Below are 23,579 nucleotides of genomic sequence, written 5' to 3' on the forward strand. Positions count from 1 at the left end.
GTGAAAGCATTGGTGTTATTTGTGTTTAAAATTCAGCTTAATTGAAATGCTTCGACTCTGCTCAGCATGAGAATGCTAATACTAACTGCTTTACTACTATTTCCGTCATTTACTCTCAATATTTTGTTCTTAACCATGTTAAAATCATTTGTAGCATCTATCATTACAATTTGAGTTTATGAGGTTAAAATCCTGTTCAAATGAAAAAGTTTTTCCTATTTTTGATCAGCTTTTCCGGATATAAGGAAGAGAGAATAAAACAATATAATTACCGACAATGGACAATAATAATTTAGAGCAGATTACTTTCGGAGGTGGATGTTTCTGGTGTGTGGAAAGCTGTTTCAATATGCTGAAAGGAGTACAATCCGCTATCTCCGGATATTCAGGCGGGCATAAAGACAATCCGACTTATCAGGAAGTCTGTACAGGGGAAACCGGGCATGCAGAAGTAGTACAGATCACTTATGATCCAGCCGTTATTTCTTATGAGCAGCTGATGGATGTATTTTTCTTCCTTCATGACCCTACCCAACTGAACAGACAGGGAAATGATATCGGCACTCAATACCGTTCTGTAATTTATTATAAAGATGATGCGGAAAAAGCAAAAGCTGAAGAAGCTATCAAAGTTTCTCAGGAATCAGGAAGATGGTCTGGTACTTATGTAACGGAATTAACGAAATTCGACAAATTCTGGCCGGCAGAACAATATCACCAGGGATATTATAATGAAAACCCGACACAGCCATATTGCAGTGCTGTAGTGGGACCCAAAATTCAGAAGTTTAAAAAGCACTTCGGAGAACTGGGAATGCTGAACGCAGAGTAAGGCCTGATTTTTAGTAAGCCCCGGCTAAAGCCGATGGATCGCAGAGATATTGATAAACGCACTAAAGTCCGTTCCTATTGATATCAACTGAATAGCTACAAACCGATACAAAATAACAGAAGCGAAGAGATTTTCTCTTCGCTTCTTGTTTGATGCAAAATGAATATACCAGGAATATTCCAATTGAATTTTAATATTTGCGAAGGAATTTTATTCTGCCTGTATCATTTCATTTTTTCCGGTGTATTTTCTGATGATATATTCTGTGGCCGGTTTTAATTCTTTTTTGTTTTCCGGATCAACACCATCCATGGTAAAAAATTCAACTTTCCCTTTAACTTTTGAATACCACATTTTTCCCAAGGCATTTTCTACGGTTAGTGTATCTTTTCGTGTAACACGTTTAAAATATTTAATCTGAATATCATCCTTAGGAACAATATTTAATACGAGATTTTCTTCATTGCAATCTGTCAGCTTGTATTCGTTTTGATCCCAATACATACAGTTTTTTTCAATAGAAGGCAGATTTAAAAAATTGAATGATTCATATGCATTTCGGTTTCCCGTTGAGCAGTAATAATTACCTATTAAAAATCCTCCAAGCATTAATATCCCCAAGAGACCAAAACTATTTTGTCTGGCAAACTCCGGCATTTTAAAATGCTGCTCATTAATGATATTAATATTGATTTTAGACAGCCTTTCTGATATAACCTCCTCATCCTGGTCGACACTTATTTTTACCGTGGTAAGATTCTTTTTTTCATCATTTCTGATAAATGTCCTTGAAAAATCAGTAAAATCTTTATAGCCTATATACTGGCTCATTTTGTTAAGTCTCTCTGCCTCGATATTCCTGCTGCTGTTCCCCTCTACAAAATCTTCATAATATCGTATGAATGTTTTCTCTGAAATATCATAGAATTTCAGATTATCAATAAAACAAAGATGCAGATAAGAAGCCAGTCCACTTTTTGTGGTTTTCTCTGACTCTTTTCTTGCCTGCTCAAATACTTCATTAATCAGTAGTTTTTTCTTGGACATAAACAGTGTTTTCGGGCATTACAAAGTAGATGATTTTCAGTCATACCTCATTACGGATTTCCGTAATAACTCCACGCTTAATCACTGTCTATTGATGTCTGTATTTTGTCTAACATTCCTCTACTTTTTTACTCCAAATTTGCCATAGAAATCAACAAATATTAGTAAAACTGATTTCAAAAAAACCAGAGAAAACAGAGATTAAACTCCGGATTGGGAAGCAGATGTTTCACCTCCGTTTTTAAAGGTTCACTTCCCTAAAAAAATTAAGAAGCGCTTCGAAATTTTAACAGTGTACAGCTCGTGATTAATACATCGTGAGAGGAAGAAATACGATTTCAATTTCGAAAATTTTAAAGGAAATGATCCAAATTATAATGATGCTATTAGGCTTAGCATTTTCAGATAATAATGCCAATACAACAGCAACTGAAAACAATAACTACGAATCTGCAATGAGCTTTTCTAACGAAACAGGAATGGCTCCGGGAGATACTAGTGGTGAAACAGGGCAGATTTTGCCTCCAAAAAAATAATTAAACAGAAAGGGCAATGAAAATTGTCCTTTTTTTAATATCTTTAGTTGTTATCAATTATTATCATGTATCCCGGTTTTAAATTTGTAGGAATTTTTCTTTTATTCATTAGCTGCAATTTTTCTGAAAACAGGAATTCTCCGGTAAAAGTCCCTCCAACTGAAGCGGACAAAATGTACAATGAAGCAATATCTTTATATAATAATGATAATGTAAAAGCATTTACTCTCCTTTCAAAAGCCGAAAGTATTTATAAGCTCAAGAATGATTCAGCAAGTATAGCGTCCTGCTTAATAACCAAGGCCATTATCCTAAATGACATCGGGGATTATCTTAGCAGTAATGAAAGAGCGATTGATGCTTTATCCTTTTTAAAACTTCCGGGAGATTCGGCTTATCTTCCTTCCATTTATAATAACCTTGCGATATCTGAAAAAAATCTCAAACATTATGCAGAAGCCCTTACCTGGTATCATAAAGCACTGCAGGCAAGTTCAGATAATTATCAGAAAATCAGAATTAAAAATAATATTGCAGACACCTATGGAAAACTGAAAAGTTATTCACAAGGAATCCGGATCTATCAATCTTTGCTTAAGGATAAAGAGCTACTGGAACATGAAATAGATTATGCGAGAATTTTAGATAATTACAATTATATCAGCTGGCTTGAAAATAATGATTATAAGGCAGAAGAAGGTCTATTGACGGCGGTTGCTTTAAGACAAAAAATCAATGATAAATCTGGTCTTATATCCAGCCATTCTCATCTTGCTGAATATTATCTCCCTTTAGATAAGACTAAAGCTCTGTATCATATTCATGAAAAATATCGACTGGCAAAGGCAATAAAAAATCCTAATGACCGACTAGAGGCTCTGGATTTTCTGGTGAAAAATGATAAAGGAATTCATTTACAAGATTACTTTTCAGAATATCAACAGCTTAATGACAGCATTCAATTATCAAGAGATAAAGCAAAAAACAGATTTGCTCTGATAGAATTTGATGTGGAAAAAAAGAAAGCTGAAAATCTTTTGCTTCAGAAAGGTCTTGTCCAAAAGGAATATCAAATCACCAAAAAAAATATTTTAATTATAAGCATAAGTTTGGGAACGCTTGCTCTTATAATTGGTGCTTTCTTTTGGTATAAAAAACGTAAGCAGACCCTGCTTCTAGAATCTGACAATAAGCTAAAAGAACAGCAGCTAAAAGTTTCCAAGAAAATTCACGATGTGGTAGCCAACGGTATTTATCAGGTAATGACCAGGATCGAAAATCAGGAAGATTTTGATAAAGAAAAAGTATTGGATGAACTGGAGTTTGTGTATGAAAAGTCCAGAGATATTTCCTATGAGAAAGCGGTCTCAGAAAATAAACCTGAGTTTAGTAAGAGAATATCCACTCTTATCGCATCCTTTAATAATGAAAATGTAAAAACTTACCTTGCCGGAAATGATGAAAATATATGGGAAACCCTGAAAGAATTTACACGGGAAGAAATCTATCAGATTATACGGGAACTTTTGGTCAATATGAAAAAACATAGTCGTGCTACCCATGTTGCCCTTAAATTTGAAAGAAAAAATAACAGGATACAAATTCAGTATACAGACAATGGCATCGGCATTTCAGAAGGAATTACTTACAAAAATGGTTTGACAAATACGGATTCCCGTATTGAAGCTATTCATGGAGAAATTATTTTTGACAATGAAACCGAAAAAGGGTTGAAAATTTATATTTCATTTCCTGCTTCTTAAAAAAGAAAAAGAATGTTCAAAAAAATTTTAATAGCTGAAGATCACGAAAGCAGCAGTATTTCTGTACAGAAAACATTAGAAGACCTTACTATTTCCACCACAGATTATGTTTATTATTGTGATGATGCATTAGCTAAAATTCAAAAATCCATTCGTGAAAATGATCTTTATGATTTGTTAATTACAGATCTTTCTTTTGAAGAAGACCACAACATGCAAAATCTTAAAGATGGAAAAGAATTGATAAAAACCATTAAAAAGCTCCAGCCTTCTTTAAAGGTCATTGTTTTTTCAGCAGAGCATAGATCCGGAGTTATCGACAGTCTTTTCAACGAATATGGAATCAATGGTTTTGTTCGTAAAGCCCGAAACGACTCCAAAGAACTTAAAAAAGCTATTGCTTCAACCTATGTGAATGAGAATTACCTTTCTCTAGATCTTAAACAGGAAGTAAAAAAGCTTAACAATTATGAATTCTCCACTTATGATATTACTTTAGTATCTCTTTTGTCTCAGGGAGTTTTACAGAAAAACATCCCTGTTTATCTTCAAAACAACGATATTAAGCCCAATAGCTTAAGCAGTGTAGAGAAAAAACTCAACAGTATGAAAGAAGATCTTCAGATAACAAGCAATGAACAACTTGTTGCTTTTTGTAAAGATTTGGGAATTATTTAAACCAATTACGGTTTTCCGTAAGGTCAGTTTTCTCAATTGTTCTACTTTTGGAGTAAGAAATGATGAAAAACTAATAACGCCCAATATAATTTTATACAGTTCGAAAAAAGGTATCTCGTTTGAGATACCTTTTTACTTTCTTACCATTTCCGTATGCGGAATATCATCTTCAAGATATTTTTTTCCTGTATCTACAAATCCGAATGCACTGTAAAATCTTAACAGATAATCCTGTGCTGAAATTCTGATTTCAGAAGTATGAAAACGGTTTTCTATGGTTTCTACAGCATATTGTATCAACTGTTTTCCAAGACTCTTACCTCTCGCCTGCTCTGTCGTCAAAACTCTGCCGAAGGAAGTTTCATCATATTTTATTCCTTTGTCAAAAACACGGCAATAGGCTAGCACTTCCCCGTCTTCCTCAGCCCAGATATGAACCGCTTTCTGATCATAATTATCCAGATCAGGGTAAGGACAGTTCTGTTCAATAACGAAAACATCAATGCGTGCTTTCAGTACCGCATATAATTCCGGGACAGTAAACTCATCAAACGTTTTGATTTTCCAGACAATATTACTCATCGAAGCTTATATTATTATGGGTTAAAAACTCATTGGTCTTCTGTATAAAGTTAAGGATGTTGTCCCCTCCCTCTTTCTTTTCTGCTGAGGTAATATACAACTCTGGAAGATCTTCCCATGTTTTATGAAGTTCAGCCTTATAATCTTCAACATTTTTAACCACTGCATTCGGCTTTAGTTTATCTGCCTTAGTAAAGACAATCGAAAATGGGATTCCACTTTCTCCGCACCACTGGATGAATTCCAGATCAATTTTCTGCGGCGTATGCCTTACATCTACCAATACAAAAAGGTTAACCAGATTCCTTCTGTTCAAAATATAATTGGTGATCAGCTTTTCAAAATCCTTTCGCTGAACTTTTGAAACCTTGGCATAGCCATATCCCGGTAAATCGGTAAGATACCAGTTTTCATTCACTAAAAAATGATTGATCAGCTGGGTTTTCCCTGGGGTCTGTGATGTTTTGGCAAGATCTTTATGATTCATCATTGCATTGATCAGTGATGATTTTCCTACGTTCGACCTTCCGATAAAAGCATATTCGGGAATATTTGGTTCAGGGCATTCCTGCCATTTTCCGCTACTCTTTACAAACTCTGCTGTCTTGATAATCATTTTTGAATGTATTTTAGAAAAATAAACCATTAAGAAAAGCTCTTAATGGTCATTTATATGTTTTAAACTTTATCTTTTATCCAGTTATACAGGATTTCATTGAATTCATCTGGTTTTTCCATCATCGCTGCATGCCCGCATTTATCAATCCAGAATAAGTCCGAATTAGGAATAAACTTGTGCATATCTTCTGCCACTTCGGGAGGAGTAACATTATCCTGTTTACCCCAGATCAGACAGGTAGGTGTCACAATCTTCGGAAGATCATTCAGCATATTGTGTTTGATAGCACTTCTGGCCAGCATTACCGTCTTTATTCCTTTCATTCTGTCATTTACAACTGCAAAAACTTCATCTACAAGATCTTCTGTTGCCACCTTTGGATCATAGAAAACTTCTTCCGTTTTCTTTCTGATATAAGAACGGTCATTTTTTCTTGGAAAGCTGTCTCCGAAAGTTCTTTCATAAAGACCGGAACTTCCCGTAAGAACAAGATTTTTTACCAGATCAGGTCTTGCTAAAGTTAATATAAGCCCTACGTGACCTCCCATTGAGTTTCCTACAATAGTTACCGGACCAGAAATATGACTTTCTATAAACTTGATAATATATTTTGCAATCGTGGTAAGATTCGTATTGAGTACCGGCAGATCATAGATCGGCAACTGAGGAACATATACTTTGAAGCCTCTATCCGAAAAAAAATCTACCATTTTATCGAAATTACTCAAACCACCCATTAACCCGTGCAACAGCACTAATGGATGTCCTTCTCCCGCTTCTACATAGGAATATTTCTTTTCTTTTTTTGTACTAAATATCATAAAACGCCTTAATAAAGCCCTGCAAAAATACAAATTAAACCTCAAAAAAATTTTGATTATCCTAATTTAAGATAAAAATAATATAATATTCTCCTTTTTAACTTTTTTTTTCAGAACAGCTTTATTATGGCCTAAATAGGACTTTCAACAAGTGTCTTCATATCAGTATTTTACATTATTGAAAATCAATCTTTAATAAAACTTATTAACATTGAGTCAAAAAGTGGGAAAAAGTGGGAAATTTTGGAAATTATTATATAAATTTGTCCCAAATGAAAAATTTCATTGGGACATATGAGTGTAAAATTGACGACAAAGGCCGCTTAAAAGTTCCTTCATCTTTAATCAAACAGATGGAAAACTTCGACGATAAGGCGTTTGTAGTCAAAAGATCTGTGTTCCAACCTTGTCTGGAAGTTTATCCTATGAATGCATGGGACAAACTGATGGGCAAAATTAATAAACTGAACAGGTTCATAAAAAAGAATGCTGATTTCATACGAATGTTTACGGCAGGAGTAAAAACAGTAGAGTTGGATAATGCGGGAAGACTGCAGATCTCTAAAGACCTCACGGTTTTTGCAAATCTTCAGAAAGAGATTGTGATCACCAGTGCAGGAGAACTCTTTGAGATTTGGGATAAAGAGGCCTACGAAAAGGTAATTGCTACCAACGAAGCTGATTTTGCAAGCCTGGCCGAAGATGTGATGGGCTCTTTTGACGAAGAATAATGACAGTAGGTTATTAATTGATTAGTATTAAATAAAAAACACAATTAAGCATGTATCATAACCCCGTTTTGTTGAAGCAGAGTGTTGATGATTTGGTGACGAATCCTGACGGAATATATGTGGACTGCACCTTTGGAGGCGGAGGCCATTCAAGAGAAATCTTAAGCAGACTTTCCGACAAAGGGAGATTGTTCAGTTTTGATCAGGACCTGGATGCACTTAAAAATACAATTGATGACCCAAGGTTTACATTAGTTAATCAGAATTTCAGATTTCTGGAAAACTCATTGCTGATGTATGGCATTTCACAGGTAGATGGTGTTTTGGCAGACTTAGGGGTATCTTCCCATCAGTTTGATGAAGCAGACAGAGGTTTCTCAACAAGAAGTAATGCTCCTTTGGATATGAGAATGAATGTGATGCAGAATCTGGATGCCAAAAGAGTGATTAATGAATATGGAGAGGAGGAACTTGCAGACATCTTTTACCACTACGGCGAATTGAGAGAAGCAAGAAAACTGGCGAGAGAGATTGTTCACCACAGGAAAACAAAAAGCATAGAGACCACAGAGGATCTGAAAAAGCTTTTCAGCTATATTCCACCTCATAAAGTGAATAAATTCTATGCCCAGCTCTTTCAGGCAGTAAGAATTGAAGTCAACCAGGAGCTTGAGGTATTAAAAGAAATGCTGGTTCAGGCTTTTAATATATTGAAGCCGGAAGGAAGATTAGTCGTTATTTCTTACCACTCTCTGGAAGACCGTTTGGTAAAGAGATTCCTGAAAAACGGAATGTTTGAAGGAGAACCGGAAAGAGATATCTACGGAAATTATAAAAAAGCATTCGAGCTGATCAAGAGTAAAGCAATCATTCCTGATGATCAGGAAATAGAAGAAAACTCGAGAGCAAGAAGTGCCAAGATGAGAACAGGAATTAAAGTATAAATGATAACCGATAATTGATCAATGATTTTAGAATATCGATCATCATCTATCAATCATCAATTATAAAAAAAGCTTTGGCAAAAAGAACAACAAATCGCCCCCAGAAAAGACTCACTTTTATAGATATTATAAAAGGAAACTTTCTGAATCGTGATGAGATCAAAATACATTACAGGTATTTTCTCCTCTTGTTTGTTCTGATGATGGCCATGATTTATACCAACCATCTCGTCAATAAAAAAATAAAAATTGTAAACGCCTTAAAGGAAGAAACAGAAGAATATAAATCACGAAATGCTTACGCCCAAAGTAAGCTGATCAAAGTAAAAATGGAATCAGAGCTGGGGAAAGAGGTTGCACGGGATTCACTGATGACCCTGGAAAACCACCCTCATAAATTGCTAATAAAACTGGATAGTACAGATGCAAAAGCAAAATGAATACGACAATAAGCGTAAGAAAACGTTACGATGGGGCTACCTCTTTGCAGTGGTAGCTTTGTGCGTGTTTGTAATGTTCTTGGCGAGGATCGTGATCCTTCAGAATACCAATGTCCAGGAAATAAAAGATGATTACATTAATAAAAACTATCGTGAAGCCACTTTAAAAGCTGCCCGAGGTAACCTTTTTGCTTCTGACGGCTCTATTCTTGCCACAACAGTAATGAGATATGACATCTATCTTGATTTTAAAACAATGAAAGATACGGTGTACTCCAACAATATTGGAGCACTGACTGATTCCCTGAGCAAAATGTTCGGAAAATCCAGAGGCGAATTCAGACAGAAGTTTGACGAGCAGAAGAAAAAGAAAAACCAGTACTATACTTTGGTAAAAGGACTGGATTTCGATCAGTATGACAGAATCCGAAAGTTTCCGATCTTTAAAAGAGGTAAAAATAAAGGAGGATTTATCGTTGACCGAAACTATAAAAGAGAATTGGCCACTTCAGAAATCGGAGCCGGAACCATCGGTATGGATAACGGCGAGCTTAAATCCGGACTTGAAGGAGCTTTCTCCAAATATTTAACCGGAACAGACGGAAAAAGACTTGAGCAAAGAATCAATTCTTCCCAATGGAAACCTATCGACTTCTGGAAAGTTCAGGAACCGGTAGATGGTGAAGATGTCTACACCACTTTAGACCTTAGAATTCAAGACATTGCACACTCTGCTCTTGAGAAACAGCTGATTAATTTCGAAGCCAAACACGGAACCGTAATTGTGATGGAAGTTGAAACCGGAAAAGTACGTGCTCTGGTTAACTTAAGAAGAACAGATTCAGGGGATTACGAAGACTCGTATAACTATGCCCTGAAAGATAATATCGAACCGGGATCCACCTTTAAAACCATTTCGCTTCTAGCAGCAATGGACGATGGATTCATCGATGAAAATACAACTGTAAACGTAGGAAACGGAGTTTGGGTCTATGCGAAACAGAGAATATCTGACGGCCACGGAGGAGGAACATACGATATCAGTGATGTATTGGCAAAATCCAGTAACGTAGGAACTTCAAAGCTGATCACAAAGTATTATGCAGAAAAGCCACAGATTTTCCTCGACCATCTGAAACGTTGGAAATTATTCGACAAAATGGATATCGAGCTTCCAGGGATCACAAAACCGAAGATTGTAACGCCGCAAAATAAAAGATGGAATGCCGCAACGCTGGCTTCTATTTCCTACGGATATTCTTCCAACATCAATCTTCTGCAGTTAACAACCTTCTACAACGGAGTTGCCAATGGAGGTAAAATGCTTAAGCCTTTATTCATTGATAAAATCATGAAAGACGGAAAAGTAATGTACAATGCAAAGCCTGAAGTAATGGTAAACAAAATGGCTTCTGAAAAAGCCATTAAAATGATGACCAGTGCTTTAACCAAAGCCGTAGAAAAAGGAACAGGACGAAGCATTTTTACTCCCAACCTGAAAATGGCAGGAAAAACAGGTACCGCAAGGTTTGAATACTGGCTGCCCGGCCCAATGAAATACCGTGCATCATTTGCAGGATTTTATCCGGCAGATGCGCCAAAATATACATGTTATGTCATGATCAGTGAACCCAATACCGCAAAAGGATTTTATGGAGGTTCCGTTTCAGCACCGGTGTTTAAAGAAATTGCAGGAAAAACATTCCTGAAAACACCTCAGAATATTGAAAAAGAAATGCTTGTAGACAAAAAGGTAAACCTTAGTAAAATGGTGGAACCTAATGTTAAAGTAGCAGTCAATGATAAACAAATGCCTAATGTGGTAGGATTAATCGGGAAAAATGTAATCCCGCAGCTGGAAAACCTAGGCTACCGTGTCGATTATAAAGGAGTAGGAAGAATTAAAGAACAATTCCCTCTGGAAGGCACCACGATCAGTAAGAACCAGAGAATTTATTTATCTCTGCAGAATTAAAAACAAGGTTTCGGAAGGAACATTTAAACCAAAATAGGGCAAAGCCTTATTGATAAAGATGATTATAACAGAATTAGTAAACAGAATCCCAGTATTGGAAATCCACGGTGATAACAACCGTGAGGTTACTGAATTGGTGATCGACAGCAGAAAGGTTACAGAAAACGCACTTTATATTGCGATGAGAGGAACAGTGGTAGATGGTCACTCATTCATTGCATCTGCTATTGAAAAAGGAGCCGCAACAATTGTTTGCGAGGAATTCCCAGAGACATTGGCAGAAAATGTAACTTATGTTCTGGTAAAAGATTCTTCTAAAGCTTTGGGTCAGCTTGCTTCCAATTTCTACGGAAACCCTTCTGAGAAGTTAAAACTGATAGGAGTTACAGGAACTAACGGAAAAACATCTGTTTCTACCCTTCTTTTTGACGTTTTCAAAAACCTTGGATATCCGGCAGCTCTGCTTTCTACTGTTGAAATCAGAATTGGAGATGAGATCATTCCGGCTACCCATACTACTCCTGATGTGATTACCATCAACAGGATATTGGCGGAAGCAGTAGAAAAAGGGTGTGAATTTGCTTTCATGGAAGTAAGCTCACACGGAATCGCCCAAAACAGAATTGAAGGACTCCACTTCAAAATTGCCGGCTTTACCAACCTTACTCATGATCACTTAGATTATCATAAAACATTCGAAGAATATTTAAAAACTAAAAAAAGATTCTTTGATCAATTAGAAGATACAGCCATTGCTATCACCAATGTAGATGATAAAAATGGGAATGTCATGCTTCAGAACACTAAGGCTAAAAAGAAGTCTTATGCTTTGAAAACAATGGCAGACTATCATGGAAAGCTTCTAGAAGTAGATTTCAACGGAATGCTGCTGAACTTCAACGGAAAAGAATTCTGGACGACCCTTACCGGGAAATTCAATGTGTATAATTTGCTGCTTGTCTTCGGAATCGCTGCTGAACTTGGTTTTGAACAGGATGAAATTCTTCAGGCAGTCAGCAAACTAAAAAGAGTTTCCGGAAGATTTGAAACATTCAAATCTGATGGTGGAATTTTCTTTATCGTAGATTATGCGCACACTCCTGATGCTTTAGAAAATATCCTGGACAGCATCAACGATATAAGAACCAAAAACGAAAGATTAATCACCGTATTCGGCTGCGGAGGAGACAGAGATCACTCCAAAAGACCTGAAATGGGAAATATTGCCACCAAAAAATCAACTCTGGCAATCATCACTTCAGACAATCCGAGAACAGAAGATCCTGCACAGATCATCAAAGAAATTGAAGCAGGCGTTGAACCTCAGAACTTCAGCAAATACACTTCAATTCCGGACAGAAAAGAAGCCATAAAAATGGCCATAAAGTTTGCAGAACCAAAAGATATCGTTTTAGTTGCCGGAAAAGGTCACGAAAACTATCAGGAGATCAATGGTGTAAAACATCATTTTGACGACAAAGAAGTAATTAATGAGCTTTGGAAATTAATGAGCAAATAAATTACAAGTGATAATTGAAAGAATAACTGCTCTAATCATTCATCAATTATCAATGATCATTTATTAACAATTGAAACTATGCTATACTATCTATACGAATATCTAACCAACCATGGAATTCACGTTCCGGGATTAGGATTGTTGAAATACATTTCCTTCCGTGCCGGAATGTCTGTATTATTCTCTCTGATTATTGCTCTTGTCTACGGAAAAAGAGTAATCAATTACCTGAGAACAAAACAAATGGGAGAATTGGTACGTGATCTGGGATTAGATGGCCAAAAACAAAAAGAAGGAACTCCAACCATGGGAGGACTTATCATTATTCTGGCAACGATCATTCCTGTATTGCTGTTTACAAGAATTACCAATGTGTATATTGTACTGTTGCTGGTTTCAATGTTCTGGATGGGTGCTATTGGTTTCCTGGATGATTATTTAAAGAAAATTAAAAAAAATAAAGACGGATTAAGTGGTAAATTCAAAATTGTTGGTCAGGTTGGCTTAGGCGTGATTGTCGGAATTACCATGTATTTCCACCCGGACATCACCGTTAAAAGAAAATATGCAGATGCTAAAGTGGTGAACAGAAATAATGTGGAGCAGAATTTTATGCCTACAGAAAAAATTACTGTTTCTACCGTTCCTTTTGCAAAAAATAATGAATTCGATTACAGTGGAATTTTATTCTGGATGAATGATAAAGATGCCCATGAGTGGGCATGGATTGTCTTTATTCCCATTGTAATCTTTATTGTAACAGCCGTTTCGAATGGAGCTAACATCACAGATGGAATTGACGGTCTTGCAGCAGGAACAAGTGCCATTATACTGCTCACGCTGGCTCTTTTCGCTTACCTTTCCGGAAATATCATCTTTGCAGACTACCTTAATATCATGTTCCTTCCGAATATGGGTGAAACCACCATCTTTGCTGTGGCAATGGTAGGTGCAGTGATTGGGTTCTTCTGGTACAATACCTATCCTGCGCAGGTTTTCATGGGAGATACCGGAAGCTTAATGCTGGGAGGCGTGATTGCTGTCTTAGCCATTATTTTAAGAAAAGAATTATTGATTCCTGTATTATGTGGAATCTTCTTAATTGAAAACCTGTCTGTAATGCTTCAGGTAGTTGTTTTCAAATACAGAAAAAGAAAATACGGGCTGGAATATGCCCAAAACAACAGACTATTCAAAATGTCACCATTACACCACCATTACCAGAAAGAAGGTTTCCACGAGAGTAAAATCGTGAACCGAATGATCATCATCGGAGTAATATTGGCAATTGTATGTCTGATCACACTAAAAATGAGATAAAAAATCAATTTAAAAATTAAAAGATCAAAACATTAAACATTTTTTAATCGTTAAATCTTTTAATCATTAAATCAAAATAATATGAAAATAGTTGTTTTAGGAGGTGGAGAAAGCGGATGCGGAGCTGCTTATTTGGCTAAAAAGAAAGGTCTGGAAGTATTTCTTTCAGATAAAGGAGCCATTAAGGATAACTATAAGCAGTTTCTTACCGATAATGAAATTGAATTTGAAGAAGGAAACCACGATGAAGAAAGGATTTTAAATGCTGACTGGATTGTAAAAAGCCCGGGAATTCCGAAAAAGGCAGACATCATTCATAAAATTCATGAAAAAGGAATCAGGCTTTCCTCTGAAATTGAATTTGCTTCTGAATTTACAGATGCGAAAATCATTGCCATTACCGGAAGCAACGGAAAAACAACCACTACTTCCCTGATCTATTATATCCTGAAAAATGACGGATTGAATGTAGGTTTAGGAGGAAATATCGGATACAGCTTTGCCAAGCAGGTCGCAGATGAAAATCATGAATATTATGTACTGGAAGTTAGCTCTTTCCAGCTGGATGACATTCAGAATTTCAGACCTTATATTTCTTTATTGTTAAACCTGTCTCAGGATCACCTGGATCAGTATAACTACAACTATGAAGAGTATGCGTTAGCAAAGTTCAGAATCACTGAAAATCAGGAGAATGATAACTTTTTCATCTATAACAAAGATGATGAAATGAGTAAGAATCTTCTTGAAAAGCTTGAAATAAAGGCTAAAATGGTTCCTTTCTCAACCAAAGAGAAGTTATCTGAAGGAGGTTTTGTGAATGATGATGAAATTGTGGTAAAAATGAAGGACGAATTCTCAATGAAAGTTGATGAATTGTCTCTGCTGGGAAATCACAATGTAGCCAACAGCCTTGCAGCATCTATTGCCGGTAAGATATTAAAAATCAACAATGAAAGCATCAGACATTCACTGATGACCTTCCAGGCCGTAGAGCACAGATTGGAATTGGTGACTGAAATTGACAGTGTAAAATACATCAATGACAGTAAGGCAACCAACGTAAATGCCACTTACTATGCTTTGGAAAGTATGAAAACACCAACCGTATGGATCGTTGGTGGATTAGATAAAGGAAATGACTATACCGAAATTGAAGATTTAGTCAAAAGAAAAGTAAAGGCCATTGTGTGCCTTGGGATTGATAACAAGAAGATCATAGATTTCTTTAAAGATAAAAAAGAGCTTATTTATGATACTTCAAGCATGGAAGAAGCCGTGAGAATTTCAAAATCACTGGCTAAAAAAGGCGATACCGTTTTATTATCTCCATGCTGCGCAAGCTTTGACTTGTTCAAAAGCTATGAAGACAGAGGACGCCAGTTTAAACAACAGGTATTAAAAGCCAATGGCCAATAGCCAGAATAGCATTAAATATGGACGAACAGAACACAGAAAGCAGATTTGAATTTCTAAAGGGCGATAAAGTACTTTGGATGGTCATCCTTGTGATCTCCATTTTCTCTATTTTCCCGGTATACTCTGCAAGTTCAAATCTCGAATACATTGTTAATAACGGGACTACAACAGGCCACGTTATCAAACATATGTTCTTTGTAGTCCTGGGACTAGCCATTATGAGACTGGTAGGAACCATAAAATATGAATACATCGGAAAGCTTAGCAGTATTCTGCTCGGCCTTATGATTGTTCTGTTGATTGTTACCATGTTTACGGGACAGACCATTGACGGAGCTAGTGCCTCCAGATGGCTGAAAATTCCAGGAACACCAATCTCTTTCCAGCCTTCGTCATTTGCCTTTTTAATGCTGATCATCTATCTGTGCAGGTATCTGACCAAAAAGATCACCAGAGAAAGGCTTCCGATAGAGAATATCATGTATATTTTCGGGCCTATCCTGCTTGTTTTCGTATTGGTAGCAAAGGATAATGGTTCCACGGCATTAATGATTCTAATGGTTTCCGTTGTGGTTCTTGTCATAGGACAGCTTCACTGGAAATACATTGCAGGATTTATCTCAGCATCATTTGTAGCCATTGTTCTATTTTTATTAATAGCGCTGAATACGAATATGATCGGTGGTAACCGTGTTCACACATGGATGAGCCGTGTAGAAACATTTACCTCAAGCAAAGCAAAATCTGCCGATGTAGATGATGAAAGCGTAAAAGCAAAAAACTATCAGGTAATGCAGGCCAAAGCAGCCATTGTTCATGGCGGAATTACCGGAATGGGACCAGGAAAAAGTGCATTGAAACAAATGCTTCCACAATCTGCCTCCGACTTTATTTTCGCAGTCATTGTAGAAGAATACGGAGTGATAGGAGCTGCTTTTCTGATCAGTTTATATCTGATTATGATGATAAGGATCGTGATGATTGCCAGTAAGATGCCGGCATTTTTTGGATCATTGCTCGTGCTCAGTCTCGGAGTGATGATTTTCATTCAGCTTTCGGTAAACATAGCCGTTGCGGTGAATCTGATCCCGGTAACAGGACAGCCTCTGCCTTTGATCAGTTACGGAGGAACCTCAATGCTGGTCACCTATTTACAGTTAGGTATTATTTTAAATATAAGCTCAAGGATTCAGATTTATGATGAAGAAGGAATGGGCAAAAAACAAAGTATAGCAGAAATAAACGATATTGCTTAAAATGGACAAAAAATTAAAAATACTATTATCCGGCGGAGGGACAGGAGGACATATCTTCCCGGCTATCGCCATTGCGGATGAGATCAGAAAGAGATTTCCTGAAGCAGAATTTTTGTTCATTGGTGCCAACGGAAAAATGGAAATGGAAAAAGTTCCTCAGGCAGGCTATAAGATTGAAGGAATTGATATTGCAGGAATTGACAGAGGAAACCTGTTATCCAATCTGGGACTTCCTTTCAAGATTCTGAAAAGTTTATCAAAATCTAAAAGAATCATCAAAAATTTCGCTCCCGATTTTGCTGTAGGAACCGGAGGATTTGCCAGCGGGCCCGCGCTTTATGAAGCAAGTAAAATGGGAATTCCGATCTTTATTCAGGAACAAAATGCTCACGCAGGAGTTACCAATAAAATTCTAAGCAAAAAAGCGAAAGCCGTTTTTACAGCCTATCCGAAAGTAGAAGGTTTTCCGGCAGAGAAAATAAAATTCCTGGGAAATCCGATTCGTGAGAACATCGTTTCAGGAATGCAGGAAACCGCTCAGGCAAAAGAAAAAATGGGATTGAATAAAGACAAACTTACAATTCTGTCTGTAGGAGGTTCATTAGGATCCAGAACATTGAATAATGCCTGGAAAGAAAACCTAGATAATCTGAAAGAAAAAGGGTATCAGTTAATTTGGCAAACAGGAAAGTTGGATTACAGCGAATTGTCTTCCAGCCTCCAGATTCCAGATTCCATTCATTTGAAAGAATTCATTAAAGATATGGAATTGGCGTATTCAGCAGCTGATATCATCGTTTCGAGAGCCGGAGCTATTGCCATTTCAGAATTGGCCGTAGCACAAAAGCCGGTGCTTTTGGTTCCTTTCCCTTTTGCAGCGGAAGACCATCAAACCAAAAATGCTATGAACCTGGTTGAAAAGAATGCAGCCAGAATGGTAAAAGACTCTGAAATGAAGGAAAAATTCTGGAATACTTTATCAGAAATCTGCGAGAATGAAGAGGTAAGAAAAGAAATGACCGACAATCTGAAATATTTTGCCAAACCCAATGCAGCAAAAGAGATTGTAGACGAGATATTCAAAGTAATAAAATAATTAGAAAAGGCTTCGACAAGCTCAGCCTGACACCGTTAAAGTTTAATTTATTAACGAGTCATTGATATTAGCTGATTAAAGCCCTATAATATAAAATATTAGTAATAAAACTCTGAACTGGTTTAAGAGTTTAAAGATTAAAATATAAATGAACATTTTACAAACATATCAGACTTTTTATTTCGTTGGAATCGGAGGGATCGGAATGAGTGCATTAGCACGCTATTTCAATGCATCGGGAAAAAACGTATTGGGATACGACAAAACCAATACAAAACTGACTCAGAATCTGATGAATGAAGGCATTGATATTGTTTTTGAAGACCTTATTGATGAAAGGATTACTTCTCTTCAAAAAGAAGATACATTAGTTATTTATACGCCAGCCATTAAAACACTGGGAATCCTTGATTTCTTCAACCAAAATCAGTTTGAAGTGTTGAAACGTGCTAAAGTTTTGGGATTAATCACTGAAAATACAGATTGTATCGCCATTGCAGGAACTCATGGAAAAACCACCACATCTACCCTTGTTGCCCATTTATGTAAAGAGGCAGATCTTCCATTCTCATGCTTTTTGGGAGGAATTTCTGAAAACTTTAAATCCAACTTCTTGTACAACGGCTCTACCTATTCTGTAGTAGAAGCAGATGAATACGACAGAAGCTTCCTGAACCTGTCTCCGGACTGGGCAGTAGTAACGTCCACAGACGCAGACCACCTGGACATTTATGGAGACATCAATCATATTGAAGAAGGATTCAGACAATTCGCAGCGTTAGTACCTCAGGACAAACAACTTTTTGTAAGAAAAGGTCTGGAAATTGGCAGAGGGCATCAAACTTATGCGGTAAATGAGCCTGCAGATTATTATTCAGACAATCTGCGTATGGATCATGATAAGATATATTTTGACTTCCATACTCCAACTGAAACCGTAAAAGATTTTGTCTGGGAAATTCCGGGAATCCATAATGTGGAAAATGCCACTGTAGCACTGGCCATTCTGCATAATTTAGGCGCAGATTTTGATACGCTGAAAAAAGCAATTGCCAACTTTAAAGGAATTAAAAGAAGATATACCAAACATATTTATCAAAACGGTAAAATTTACATTGATGATTATGCTCACCATCCTACAGAAATCAATGCTGTAATGAGCTCAATCAGAACATTTTACCCTGACAAAAAACTATTGGTAGCCTTCCAGCCCCACCTTTTCAGCAGAACGAGAGATTTCGCAGATGGGTTTGCAGAAAGTTTAAGCAAAGCAGATGAGCTTATCCTTCTTGATATTTACCCTGCGAGAGAACTGCAGGAGAACTTCGAGGGAGTCACTTCAAGCTGGCTGCTGGACAAAGTAATATTAGATAAAAAAGAAGTATCAACATTATCTGATACTTTTGAAAAAATAAAAGAAAAAGAGTTTGACATCCTTCTTACGGTAGGAGCAGGAAATATAGACACCCTGTATGACCCTATTTGCGAATGGATACAAAAAATTTGATTTAAACGCTGCGTTCGCGAAGAAAAATATGAAAAATAAATACAGAATATTAAAAATAGTTGTCACTGTAATCATTTTAGGATTGTTACTGAGCTTCTCATTGCGCAGATTCAGCCGTGAGCAGATTACAGACAATAAGATTTCTGTAAAAATGAGTGAGAAAACGCCCGTGTATTTTGTGGATGAAAAAGATATCCGGGAGATTGTAAAAAAAGAAAACCCATCAGGGAAGGTAGGAGATCTTAATATTCCTTCTTTGGAAAAAAAGATCAATTCCCTGCCGGCAGTAGACAGTGCCAATGTTTATCTGAATCTGAATGGAAAACTAAATCTGGATATCAAGCAGAGAGTCCCAGTTTTCAGATTAAATAAAGATGGAAAAGATTTTTATGTAGATGAAAAAGGAGTTGAATTCCCGATTTCAAGAACCTATTCACACCCATGTATGCTGGTAACCGGAAACGTGCAGCCGGATGAATATGAAAAACTGGCAGAGCTGGTAGAAAAGATAGACAAAGATGATTTCAGTAAGAAATATTTTATCGGAATCTCAAAAAGTAAAGATAATTACAGCCTTCTGACAAGCGAAGGAAACTACAGAGTTGAGATCGGAGACCTTGATAATATTGATTTTAAAGTAAGAGGATTTAAAACCTTCGTGGAAAAATACCTTGTGTATCAGGACCCTCAGAAATACAGCATGGTTTCTGTGAAATATCAGAATCAGATTGTCACTACTTTAAATCCTTATTTTAAAGAAAATGACAGTATTTTAAAAGCGGGAAAGATGGAACTGGCAAAAGTTCCTTCTCCTACGGCCGCTAAAAAGACGGAGGTTACTCCTAAAATTGCAGAGGTAAAAAAAACCTCATCGGTAAAACCAAAAGAGAGTACAAAACCGAAAAACCATACAAAAGAAACTAAAAAAGCAGAGAAAAAGCCACCCGTCAAGGCGCAGTCCAAGCCTAAGGCAAAAGTTAAAATAGAATAAGTTATACACAAATAGGAAACTATCCTTATAGATAAAAAAAGTAGAAAAAATCAAATCGATATAAAAATGGAAAATCAAGAGTATTCAGTAGGTCTGGACATCGGGACAACGAAGATAGTCGCGATTGTCGGAAGAAGGAATGCACACGGGAAAATAGAAGTTCTCGGTGTAGGAAAAGCTAAAAGTCTTGGTGTTCATAAAGGTATTGTGAATAATATTTCACAAACTATTAATTCAATCAAGGCTGCAGTATCCGAAGCACAATCCAGCGCCGGAGTTCCTATCCGCAAAGTTACGGTAGGTATTGCAGGAAAACACATCCGTTCTCTGCAGCACTCCGATTATATTATGCGTGAACATCCTGATAAATTTATTACAGACGACGACATCGAAGCATTAAAAGATCAGGTAAAAAAACTGGTTATGCTTCCTGGAGAAGAAATTATCCACGTACTTCCTCAAGAATATAAAGTGGATTCCGAGGGGGAAATTCAGGAACCTGTCGGAATGCATGGAAAACGTCTAGAAGCCAACTTCCACGTTGTAGTAGGGCAAATGGGCAGCATCAGAAATATTGCAAGATGCGTCCGTGAAGCCGGATTAGAAATGGAAGCCCTTACTTTAGAGCCATTGGCGTCATCAGAAGCTGTCCTTACAAAAGAAGAAAAAGAAGCTGGTGTGGCCATTGTTGACATTGGTGGTGGTACAACCGATATTGCGATCTTTAAGGATAATATCATCCGTCATACCTGTGTGATTCCATACGGAGGCGGAATTATTACTGAAGATATCAAAGAAGGTTGCTCCATCATAGAGAAACATGCAGAACAACTTAAAGTAAAGTTTGGTTCGGCTGTTCCCGAATTAGAAAAAGACAGTACTTTTGTAACTATTCCCGGGCTTCACGGAAGACCGGACAAAGAAATTTCTTTAAAAACCTTAGCGCAGATCATCAACGCGAGAGTAGAAGAAGTTTTGGAAATGGTGAATACAGAACTGAAAGCTTACGGTGCTTTTGAACAAAAGAAAAAATTGATTGCCGGAATCGTTCTTACAGGTGGTGGTTCAAACCTGAAGCACCTTCGTCAGCTTGCCAATTATACGACAGGTTTTGACAGCAGAATCGGTTTTGCGAATGAATATATCGCCAACGATAAAAATCAGTATCTGAAAGGCCCTGAATTTGCTACATCCATCGGATTACTGATGGAAAGTTTAAAGATCAGAGACAAAAAACAGAATGCTGATGAGGAGATAGAAGTTGTTGCCGAGCAGCCTAAGCAGGAAACAGCTGTAGTACAGCCGGAAACGGTTCAGCCTATCCAACAGGCAGCACCCGTTCAGGAACAGCAGTCTTTCGAAAACGAAAAGCAAGAGAACAGAAAAGCGAAATTGACCTTCGGGCAGTCGCTTATGGAAAAAGTAAAAAAATTCTTTGAAGAAGTAGAATAAATATAAATGATACAAGATTAATGGTCAATGATAGCTGGAAATAATTTAATATTTATTAATTTAATAACGAATATCATTCATCAATTATCATCTATCACTTATCAATTATTAAAAGTATAGTTATGGAAAATATAGGTACACAAGGATTTTCATTTGATTTGCCAAAAGGAAATTCATCCATTATAAAAGTAATCGGTGTAGGGGGCGGTGGAAACAACGCTCTGAAGCACATGTACGAGAAAGGAATTCACGGAGTTGATTTCGTGATTTGTAATACAGATGCTCAGACTTTAGATAATAACCCGGTAGCTAATAAAGTTCAGTTGGGAACTTCTATCACAGAAGGTCTTGGAGCCGGTGCCGATCCTGAAGTAGGAGAAAAATCAGCCATCGAAAGTATTGAAGATATCAAGGCTGCTATGGGCCAAAACACCAAAATGGTGTTCATCACTGCCGGAATGGGTGGTGGTACAGGTACCGGAGCTGCTCCTGTTATTGCTAAAGTGGCAAAAGACATGGGAATTCTTACTGTAGGTATTGTAACCGTTCCTTTCAGTTTTGAAGGGAAAAGAAGGTTGGAACAGGCAGAAAACGGTCTGGATAAATTAAGAAACAATGTTGACTCACTTATTGTAATCAACAATGATAAACTAAGACAGCAATTCGGAAACCTTGGATTCAAGCAGGGATTCTCAAAAGCCGATGAAGTTTTAACAAATGCTGCGAAAGGTATGGCAGAAGTTATTACAGGTTACTTTGATGTAAACATTGACTTTAGAGATGCTAAATCTGTCCTTCAGAATTCTGGTACGGCATTGATGTCTACAGGAACGGCTTCAGGTGAAAATAAAGCTGAAGAAGCGGTTAGAAAAGCCCTTGATTCCCCATTATTGAATGATAATAAGATTACAGGTGCCAAGAACGTACTGTTATTGATCAGAAGTGGTGCTGAAGAAGTTACCATGGATGAGATCGGTATCATCATGGACCACATTCAGAAAGAGGCCGGAAATACAGCAGATATCATTTTCGGGGTAGGTGCAGATGAAGAATTAGGGGATGCAGTTAGTGTTCTTGTTATCGCAACAGGATTCTCTAACGATCATAAGAAGTTTGCAGGACCTACAGAGAAAATCAGAATCAGTCTTAACGACAGTTTTGAAGCTCCTAAAAATTCTCCTTTCAAAACAAGAGAAGAAAGAGAATCAGCTCCTGAGCCAACCCATGATTTTGGGGGTAAAAACCTTTTCAGGCTGGATGACGAAGACCATGATACTCCGTTCAATGTGACGTCTGCTGAAAAAAAAATGATTATTGAAGAAGAACAGCCAAGAACTGAAATAAAATTCTTTGATAAAGAGGAAGATACGGTAAATACTCCTGAACAAAGCTGGAGAAATGAAGAAGAAGGAGAAGAAGAATATAGCTTACTTGCTATTGATGAGGAGCATGATGATCCAAACGATCTTGAGATCCAGTCTTTCTCATTTGATTTTGAAAATAAGAAAGAGGAACCACAATCCGGAACTCCGTTCAACAACTCGTTTTCCAATGAAAAACCTGTTGAATTCAGTTTCTTCGTAAACGAGCCTACCAGAAACGAGCCTAATACGGATTTTGGACAGCCAAAAGCAGAATTTAATATCCCTACAAATGCTGCAGTAGCTGAACCCGCTCAAAAGATTGAAACCTTCTATCAGAAACAGGAAGAACCAAAGGTTGAAGTAAGATCAACTTTTGAAAACAAAACAGAAATTGAAACTCCAAAAACTGAAGAATCAGAATTCACTTTCGTGAATAAGACGATTGATCAGGACAGAGTCATTGAAAGAAGAAATAAATTAAAAGAATTCAACTCCCGTTACCAAAATTTTGACAGCACGAGTGAATTTGAATCTATTCCTGCTTTTAAAAGAAAAAATATCTCTATTGACGGAAACAATGCATCAGACCAGAATATCAATACTTACCTGTCTGATAACAATGGATCTATGCAGATCAGAGAAAACAGATTTTTAAATAAAGATGTAGATTAAAATTGCAATTGGCAA

General features: G+C 37.0%; 21 protein-coding genes. 17 read left to right on the forward strand and 4 right to left on the reverse strand.

Features of this window, described 5'->3' with window-relative positions; genetic code table 11:
- Window positions 1-277: 277 nt before the first annotated feature.
- Entirely contained in the window at window positions 278-832 is a 555-nt protein-coding gene (msrA, locus tag FB551_RS15165) for a peptide-methionine (S)-S-oxide reductase MsrA (protein WP_142018127.1), read from the forward strand.
- A gap of 210 nt (window positions 833-1,042) precedes the next feature.
- Here msrA and FB551_RS15170 read toward each other — a convergent pair whose 3' ends face one another.
- The gene (locus FB551_RS15170; protein ID WP_142018128.1) at window positions 1,043-1,879 is read right to left on the reverse strand and encodes a hypothetical protein; all 837 of its coding nucleotides are present in this window, start codon (window positions 1,877-1,879) and stop codon (window positions 1,043-1,045) included.
- 362 nt (window positions 1,880-2,241) lie between these two features.
- On the opposite strand from FB551_RS15170, the gene FB551_RS23320 reads away from it, so the two are divergent.
- The 3 genes from FB551_RS23320 (at window position 2,242) to FB551_RS15180 (ending at window position 4,856) form a co-directional block, all read left to right on the forward strand.
- Window positions 2,242-2,415 carry a hypothetical protein gene (locus tag FB551_RS23320; protein WP_167497879.1) on the forward strand — a complete coding sequence of 58 codons (174 nt, stop codon included), beginning with the start codon at window positions 2,242-2,244 and terminating at the stop codon, window positions 2,413-2,415.
- A 65-nt stretch (window positions 2,416-2,480) separates the two neighbouring features.
- On the forward strand, window positions 2,481-4,178 hold the full coding sequence (locus tag FB551_RS15175; protein WP_142018129.1) for a tetratricopeptide repeat-containing sensor histidine kinase: 1,698 nt from the start codon (window positions 2,481-2,483) through the stop codon (window positions 4,176-4,178).
- A 12-nt stretch (window positions 4,179-4,190) separates the two neighbouring features.
- Window positions 4,191-4,856 carry a response regulator gene (locus FB551_RS15180; RefSeq protein WP_142018130.1) on the forward strand — a complete coding sequence of 222 codons (666 nt, stop codon included), beginning with the start codon at window positions 4,191-4,193 and terminating at the stop codon, window positions 4,854-4,856.
- Window positions 4,857-4,988: 132 nt separating this feature from the next.
- Here the strand turns inward: FB551_RS15180 and FB551_RS15185 are convergent, their stop codons facing one another.
- The 3 genes from FB551_RS15185 to FB551_RS15195 form a co-directional block, all read right to left on the reverse strand.
- On the reverse strand, window positions 4,989-5,438 hold the full coding sequence (locus FB551_RS15185; protein WP_142018131.1) for a GNAT family N-acetyltransferase: 450 nt from the start codon (window positions 5,436-5,438) through the stop codon (window positions 4,989-4,991).
- Window positions 5,431-6,054, reverse strand: coding sequence for a ribosome biogenesis GTP-binding protein YihA/YsxC (yihA, locus tag FB551_RS15190; protein ID WP_142018132.1), 624 nt, complete (start codon window positions 6,052-6,054; stop codon window positions 5,431-5,433). Before yihA ends, FB551_RS15185 begins: the two co-directional genes overlap by 8 nt.
- 62 nt (window positions 6,055-6,116) lie before the next feature.
- Window positions 6,117-6,878, reverse strand: coding sequence for an alpha/beta fold hydrolase (locus tag FB551_RS15195; protein ID WP_047426276.1), 762 nt, complete (start codon window positions 6,876-6,878; stop codon window positions 6,117-6,119).
- A gap of 272 nt (window positions 6,879-7,150) precedes the next feature.
- Here FB551_RS15195 and mraZ point away from each other — a divergent pair, with 272 nt between their 5' ends.
- From mraZ to ftsZ, 13 genes are all read left to right on the forward strand, one after another.
- Window positions 7,151-7,609 carry a division/cell wall cluster transcriptional repressor MraZ gene (mraZ, locus tag FB551_RS15200; RefSeq protein WP_047426278.1) on the forward strand — a complete coding sequence of 153 codons (459 nt, stop codon included), beginning with the start codon at window positions 7,151-7,153 and terminating at the stop codon, window positions 7,607-7,609.
- A 50-nt stretch (window positions 7,610-7,659) separates the two neighbouring features.
- Complete coding sequence (rsmH, locus tag FB551_RS15205) at window positions 7,660-8,553, forward strand: 16S rRNA (cytosine(1402)-N(4))-methyltransferase RsmH (RefSeq protein ID WP_047426280.1); 894 nt, start codon at window positions 7,660-7,662, stop codon at window positions 8,551-8,553.
- A gap of 74 nt (window positions 8,554-8,627) precedes the next feature.
- The gene (locus FB551_RS15210; RefSeq protein ID WP_034693891.1) at window positions 8,628-8,993 is read left to right on the forward strand and encodes an FtsL-like putative cell division protein; all 366 of its coding nucleotides are present in this window, start codon (window positions 8,628-8,630) and stop codon (window positions 8,991-8,993) included.
- Window positions 8,977-10,968, forward strand: a complete 1,992-nt coding sequence (locus tag FB551_RS15215; RefSeq protein ID WP_047426281.1) for a penicillin-binding transpeptidase domain-containing protein — start codon at window positions 8,977-8,979, stop codon at window positions 10,966-10,968. The genes FB551_RS15210 and FB551_RS15215 overlap by 17 nt, the downstream gene beginning before the upstream one ends.
- A gap of 58 nt (window positions 10,969-11,026) precedes the next feature.
- The gene (locus FB551_RS15220; protein WP_142018133.1) at window positions 11,027-12,487 is read left to right on the forward strand and encodes a UDP-N-acetylmuramoyl-L-alanyl-D-glutamate--2,6-diaminopimelate ligase; all 1,461 of its coding nucleotides are present in this window, start codon (window positions 11,027-11,029) and stop codon (window positions 12,485-12,487) included.
- Between the two features lie 78 nt (window positions 12,488-12,565).
- Window positions 12,566-13,807 (forward strand): phospho-N-acetylmuramoyl-pentapeptide-transferase, encoded by a 1,242-nt coding sequence (gene mraY, locus FB551_RS15225; protein ID WP_142018134.1) that lies wholly within the window; start codon window positions 12,566-12,568, stop codon window positions 13,805-13,807.
- A gap of 81 nt (window positions 13,808-13,888) precedes the next feature.
- Entirely contained in the window at window positions 13,889-15,226 is a 1,338-nt protein-coding gene (gene murD / locus FB551_RS15230) for a UDP-N-acetylmuramoyl-L-alanine--D-glutamate ligase (RefSeq protein WP_142018135.1), read from the forward strand.
- Window positions 15,227-15,243: 17 nt separating this feature from the next.
- Window positions 15,244-16,482, forward strand: a complete 1,239-nt coding sequence (locus FB551_RS15235) for an FtsW/RodA/SpoVE family cell cycle protein (protein WP_047421942.1) — start codon at window positions 15,244-15,246, stop codon at window positions 16,480-16,482.
- Between the two features lies 1 nt (window position 16,483).
- Complete coding sequence (murG, locus tag FB551_RS15240; protein ID WP_142018136.1) at window positions 16,484-17,578, forward strand: undecaprenyldiphospho-muramoylpentapeptide beta-N-acetylglucosaminyltransferase; 1,095 nt, start codon at window positions 16,484-16,486, stop codon at window positions 17,576-17,578.
- 148 nt (window positions 17,579-17,726) lie between these two features.
- Window positions 17,727-19,085 carry a UDP-N-acetylmuramate--L-alanine ligase gene (gene murC, locus FB551_RS15245; RefSeq protein ID WP_142018137.1) on the forward strand — a complete coding sequence of 453 codons (1,359 nt, stop codon included), beginning with the start codon at window positions 17,727-17,729 and terminating at the stop codon, window positions 19,083-19,085.
- Window positions 19,086-19,113: 28 nt separating this feature from the next.
- The gene (locus FB551_RS15250) at window positions 19,114-20,076 is read left to right on the forward strand and encodes a cell division protein FtsQ/DivIB (protein ID WP_047426292.1); all 963 of its coding nucleotides are present in this window, start codon (window positions 19,114-19,116) and stop codon (window positions 20,074-20,076) included.
- Between the two features lie 66 nt (window positions 20,077-20,142).
- The gene (gene ftsA, locus FB551_RS15255) at window positions 20,143-21,528 is read left to right on the forward strand and encodes a cell division protein FtsA (RefSeq protein WP_047426294.1); all 1,386 of its coding nucleotides are present in this window, start codon (window positions 20,143-20,145) and stop codon (window positions 21,526-21,528) included.
- Between the two features lie 122 nt (window positions 21,529-21,650).
- Window positions 21,651-23,564 (forward strand): cell division protein FtsZ, encoded by a 1,914-nt coding sequence (ftsZ, locus tag FB551_RS15260; RefSeq protein WP_142018138.1) that lies wholly within the window; start codon window positions 21,651-21,653, stop codon window positions 23,562-23,564.
- Window positions 23,565-23,579 lie beyond the last annotated feature (15 nt).

This window comes from Chryseobacterium aquifrigidense (assembly GCF_006716485.1).
Lineage (GTDB): Bacteria > Bacteroidota > Bacteroidia > Flavobacteriales > Weeksellaceae > Chryseobacterium > Chryseobacterium vietnamense.

Bases quoted from the DNA above. Each gene is read 5' to 3' on its own strand.
- yihA (WP_142018132.1), bottom strand. From the start codon at position 6,054: ATGATTATCAAGACAGCAGAGTTTGTAAAGAGTAGCGGAAAATGGCAG.
- FB551_RS15215 (WP_047426281.1), top strand. From the start codon at position 8,977: ATGCAAAAGCAAAATGAATACGACAATAAGCGTAAGAAAACGTTACGA.
- msrA (WP_142018127.1), top strand. From the start codon at position 278: ATGGACAATAATAATTTAGAGCAGATTACTTTCGGAGGTGGATGTTTC.
- murD (WP_142018135.1), top strand. From the start codon at position 13,889: ATGAAAATAGTTGTTTTAGGAGGTGGAGAAAGCGGATGCGGAGCTGCT.
- FB551_RS15250 (WP_047426292.1), top strand. From the start codon at position 19,114: ATGAAAAATAAATACAGAATATTAAAAATAGTTGTCACTGTAATCATT.
- rsmH (WP_047426280.1), top strand. From the start codon at position 7,660: ATGTATCATAACCCCGTTTTGTTGAAGCAGAGTGTTGATGATTTGGTG.
- FB551_RS15185 (WP_142018131.1), bottom strand. From the start codon at position 5,438: ATGAGTAATATTGTCTGGAAAATCAAAACGTTTGATGAGTTTACTGTC.
- murG (WP_142018136.1), top strand. From the start codon at position 16,484: ATGGACAAAAAATTAAAAATACTATTATCCGGCGGAGGGACAGGAGGA.
- FB551_RS23320 (WP_167497879.1), top strand. From the start codon at position 2,242: ATGATCCAAATTATAATGATGCTATTAGGCTTAGCATTTTCAGATAAT.
- FB551_RS15180 (WP_142018130.1), top strand. From the start codon at position 4,191: ATGTTCAAAAAAATTTTAATAGCTGAAGATCACGAAAGCAGCAGTATT.
- ftsA (WP_047426294.1), top strand. From the start codon at position 20,143: ATGGAAAATCAAGAGTATTCAGTAGGTCTGGACATCGGGACAACGAAG.
- ftsZ (WP_142018138.1), top strand. From the start codon at position 21,651: ATGGAAAATATAGGTACACAAGGATTTTCATTTGATTTGCCAAAAGGA.
- FB551_RS15170 (WP_142018128.1), bottom strand. From the start codon at position 1,879: ATGTCCAAGAAAAAACTACTGATTAATGAAGTATTTGAGCAGGCAAGA.
- mraZ (WP_047426278.1), top strand. From the start codon at position 7,151: ATGAAAAATTTCATTGGGACATATGAGTGTAAAATTGACGACAAAGGC.
- FB551_RS15195 (WP_047426276.1), bottom strand. From the start codon at position 6,878: ATGATATTTAGTACAAAAAAAGAAAAGAAATATTCCTATGTAGAAGCG.
- FB551_RS15235 (WP_047421942.1), top strand. From the start codon at position 15,244: ATGGACGAACAGAACACAGAAAGCAGATTTGAATTTCTAAAGGGCGAT.
- murC (WP_142018137.1), top strand. From the start codon at position 17,727: ATGAACATTTTACAAACATATCAGACTTTTTATTTCGTTGGAATCGGA.
- mraY (WP_142018134.1), top strand. From the start codon at position 12,566: ATGCTATACTATCTATACGAATATCTAACCAACCATGGAATTCACGTT.
- FB551_RS15220 (WP_142018133.1), top strand. From the start codon at position 11,027: ATGATTATAACAGAATTAGTAAACAGAATCCCAGTATTGGAAATCCAC.
- FB551_RS15175 (WP_142018129.1), top strand. From the start codon at position 2,481: ATGTATCCCGGTTTTAAATTTGTAGGAATTTTTCTTTTATTCATTAGC.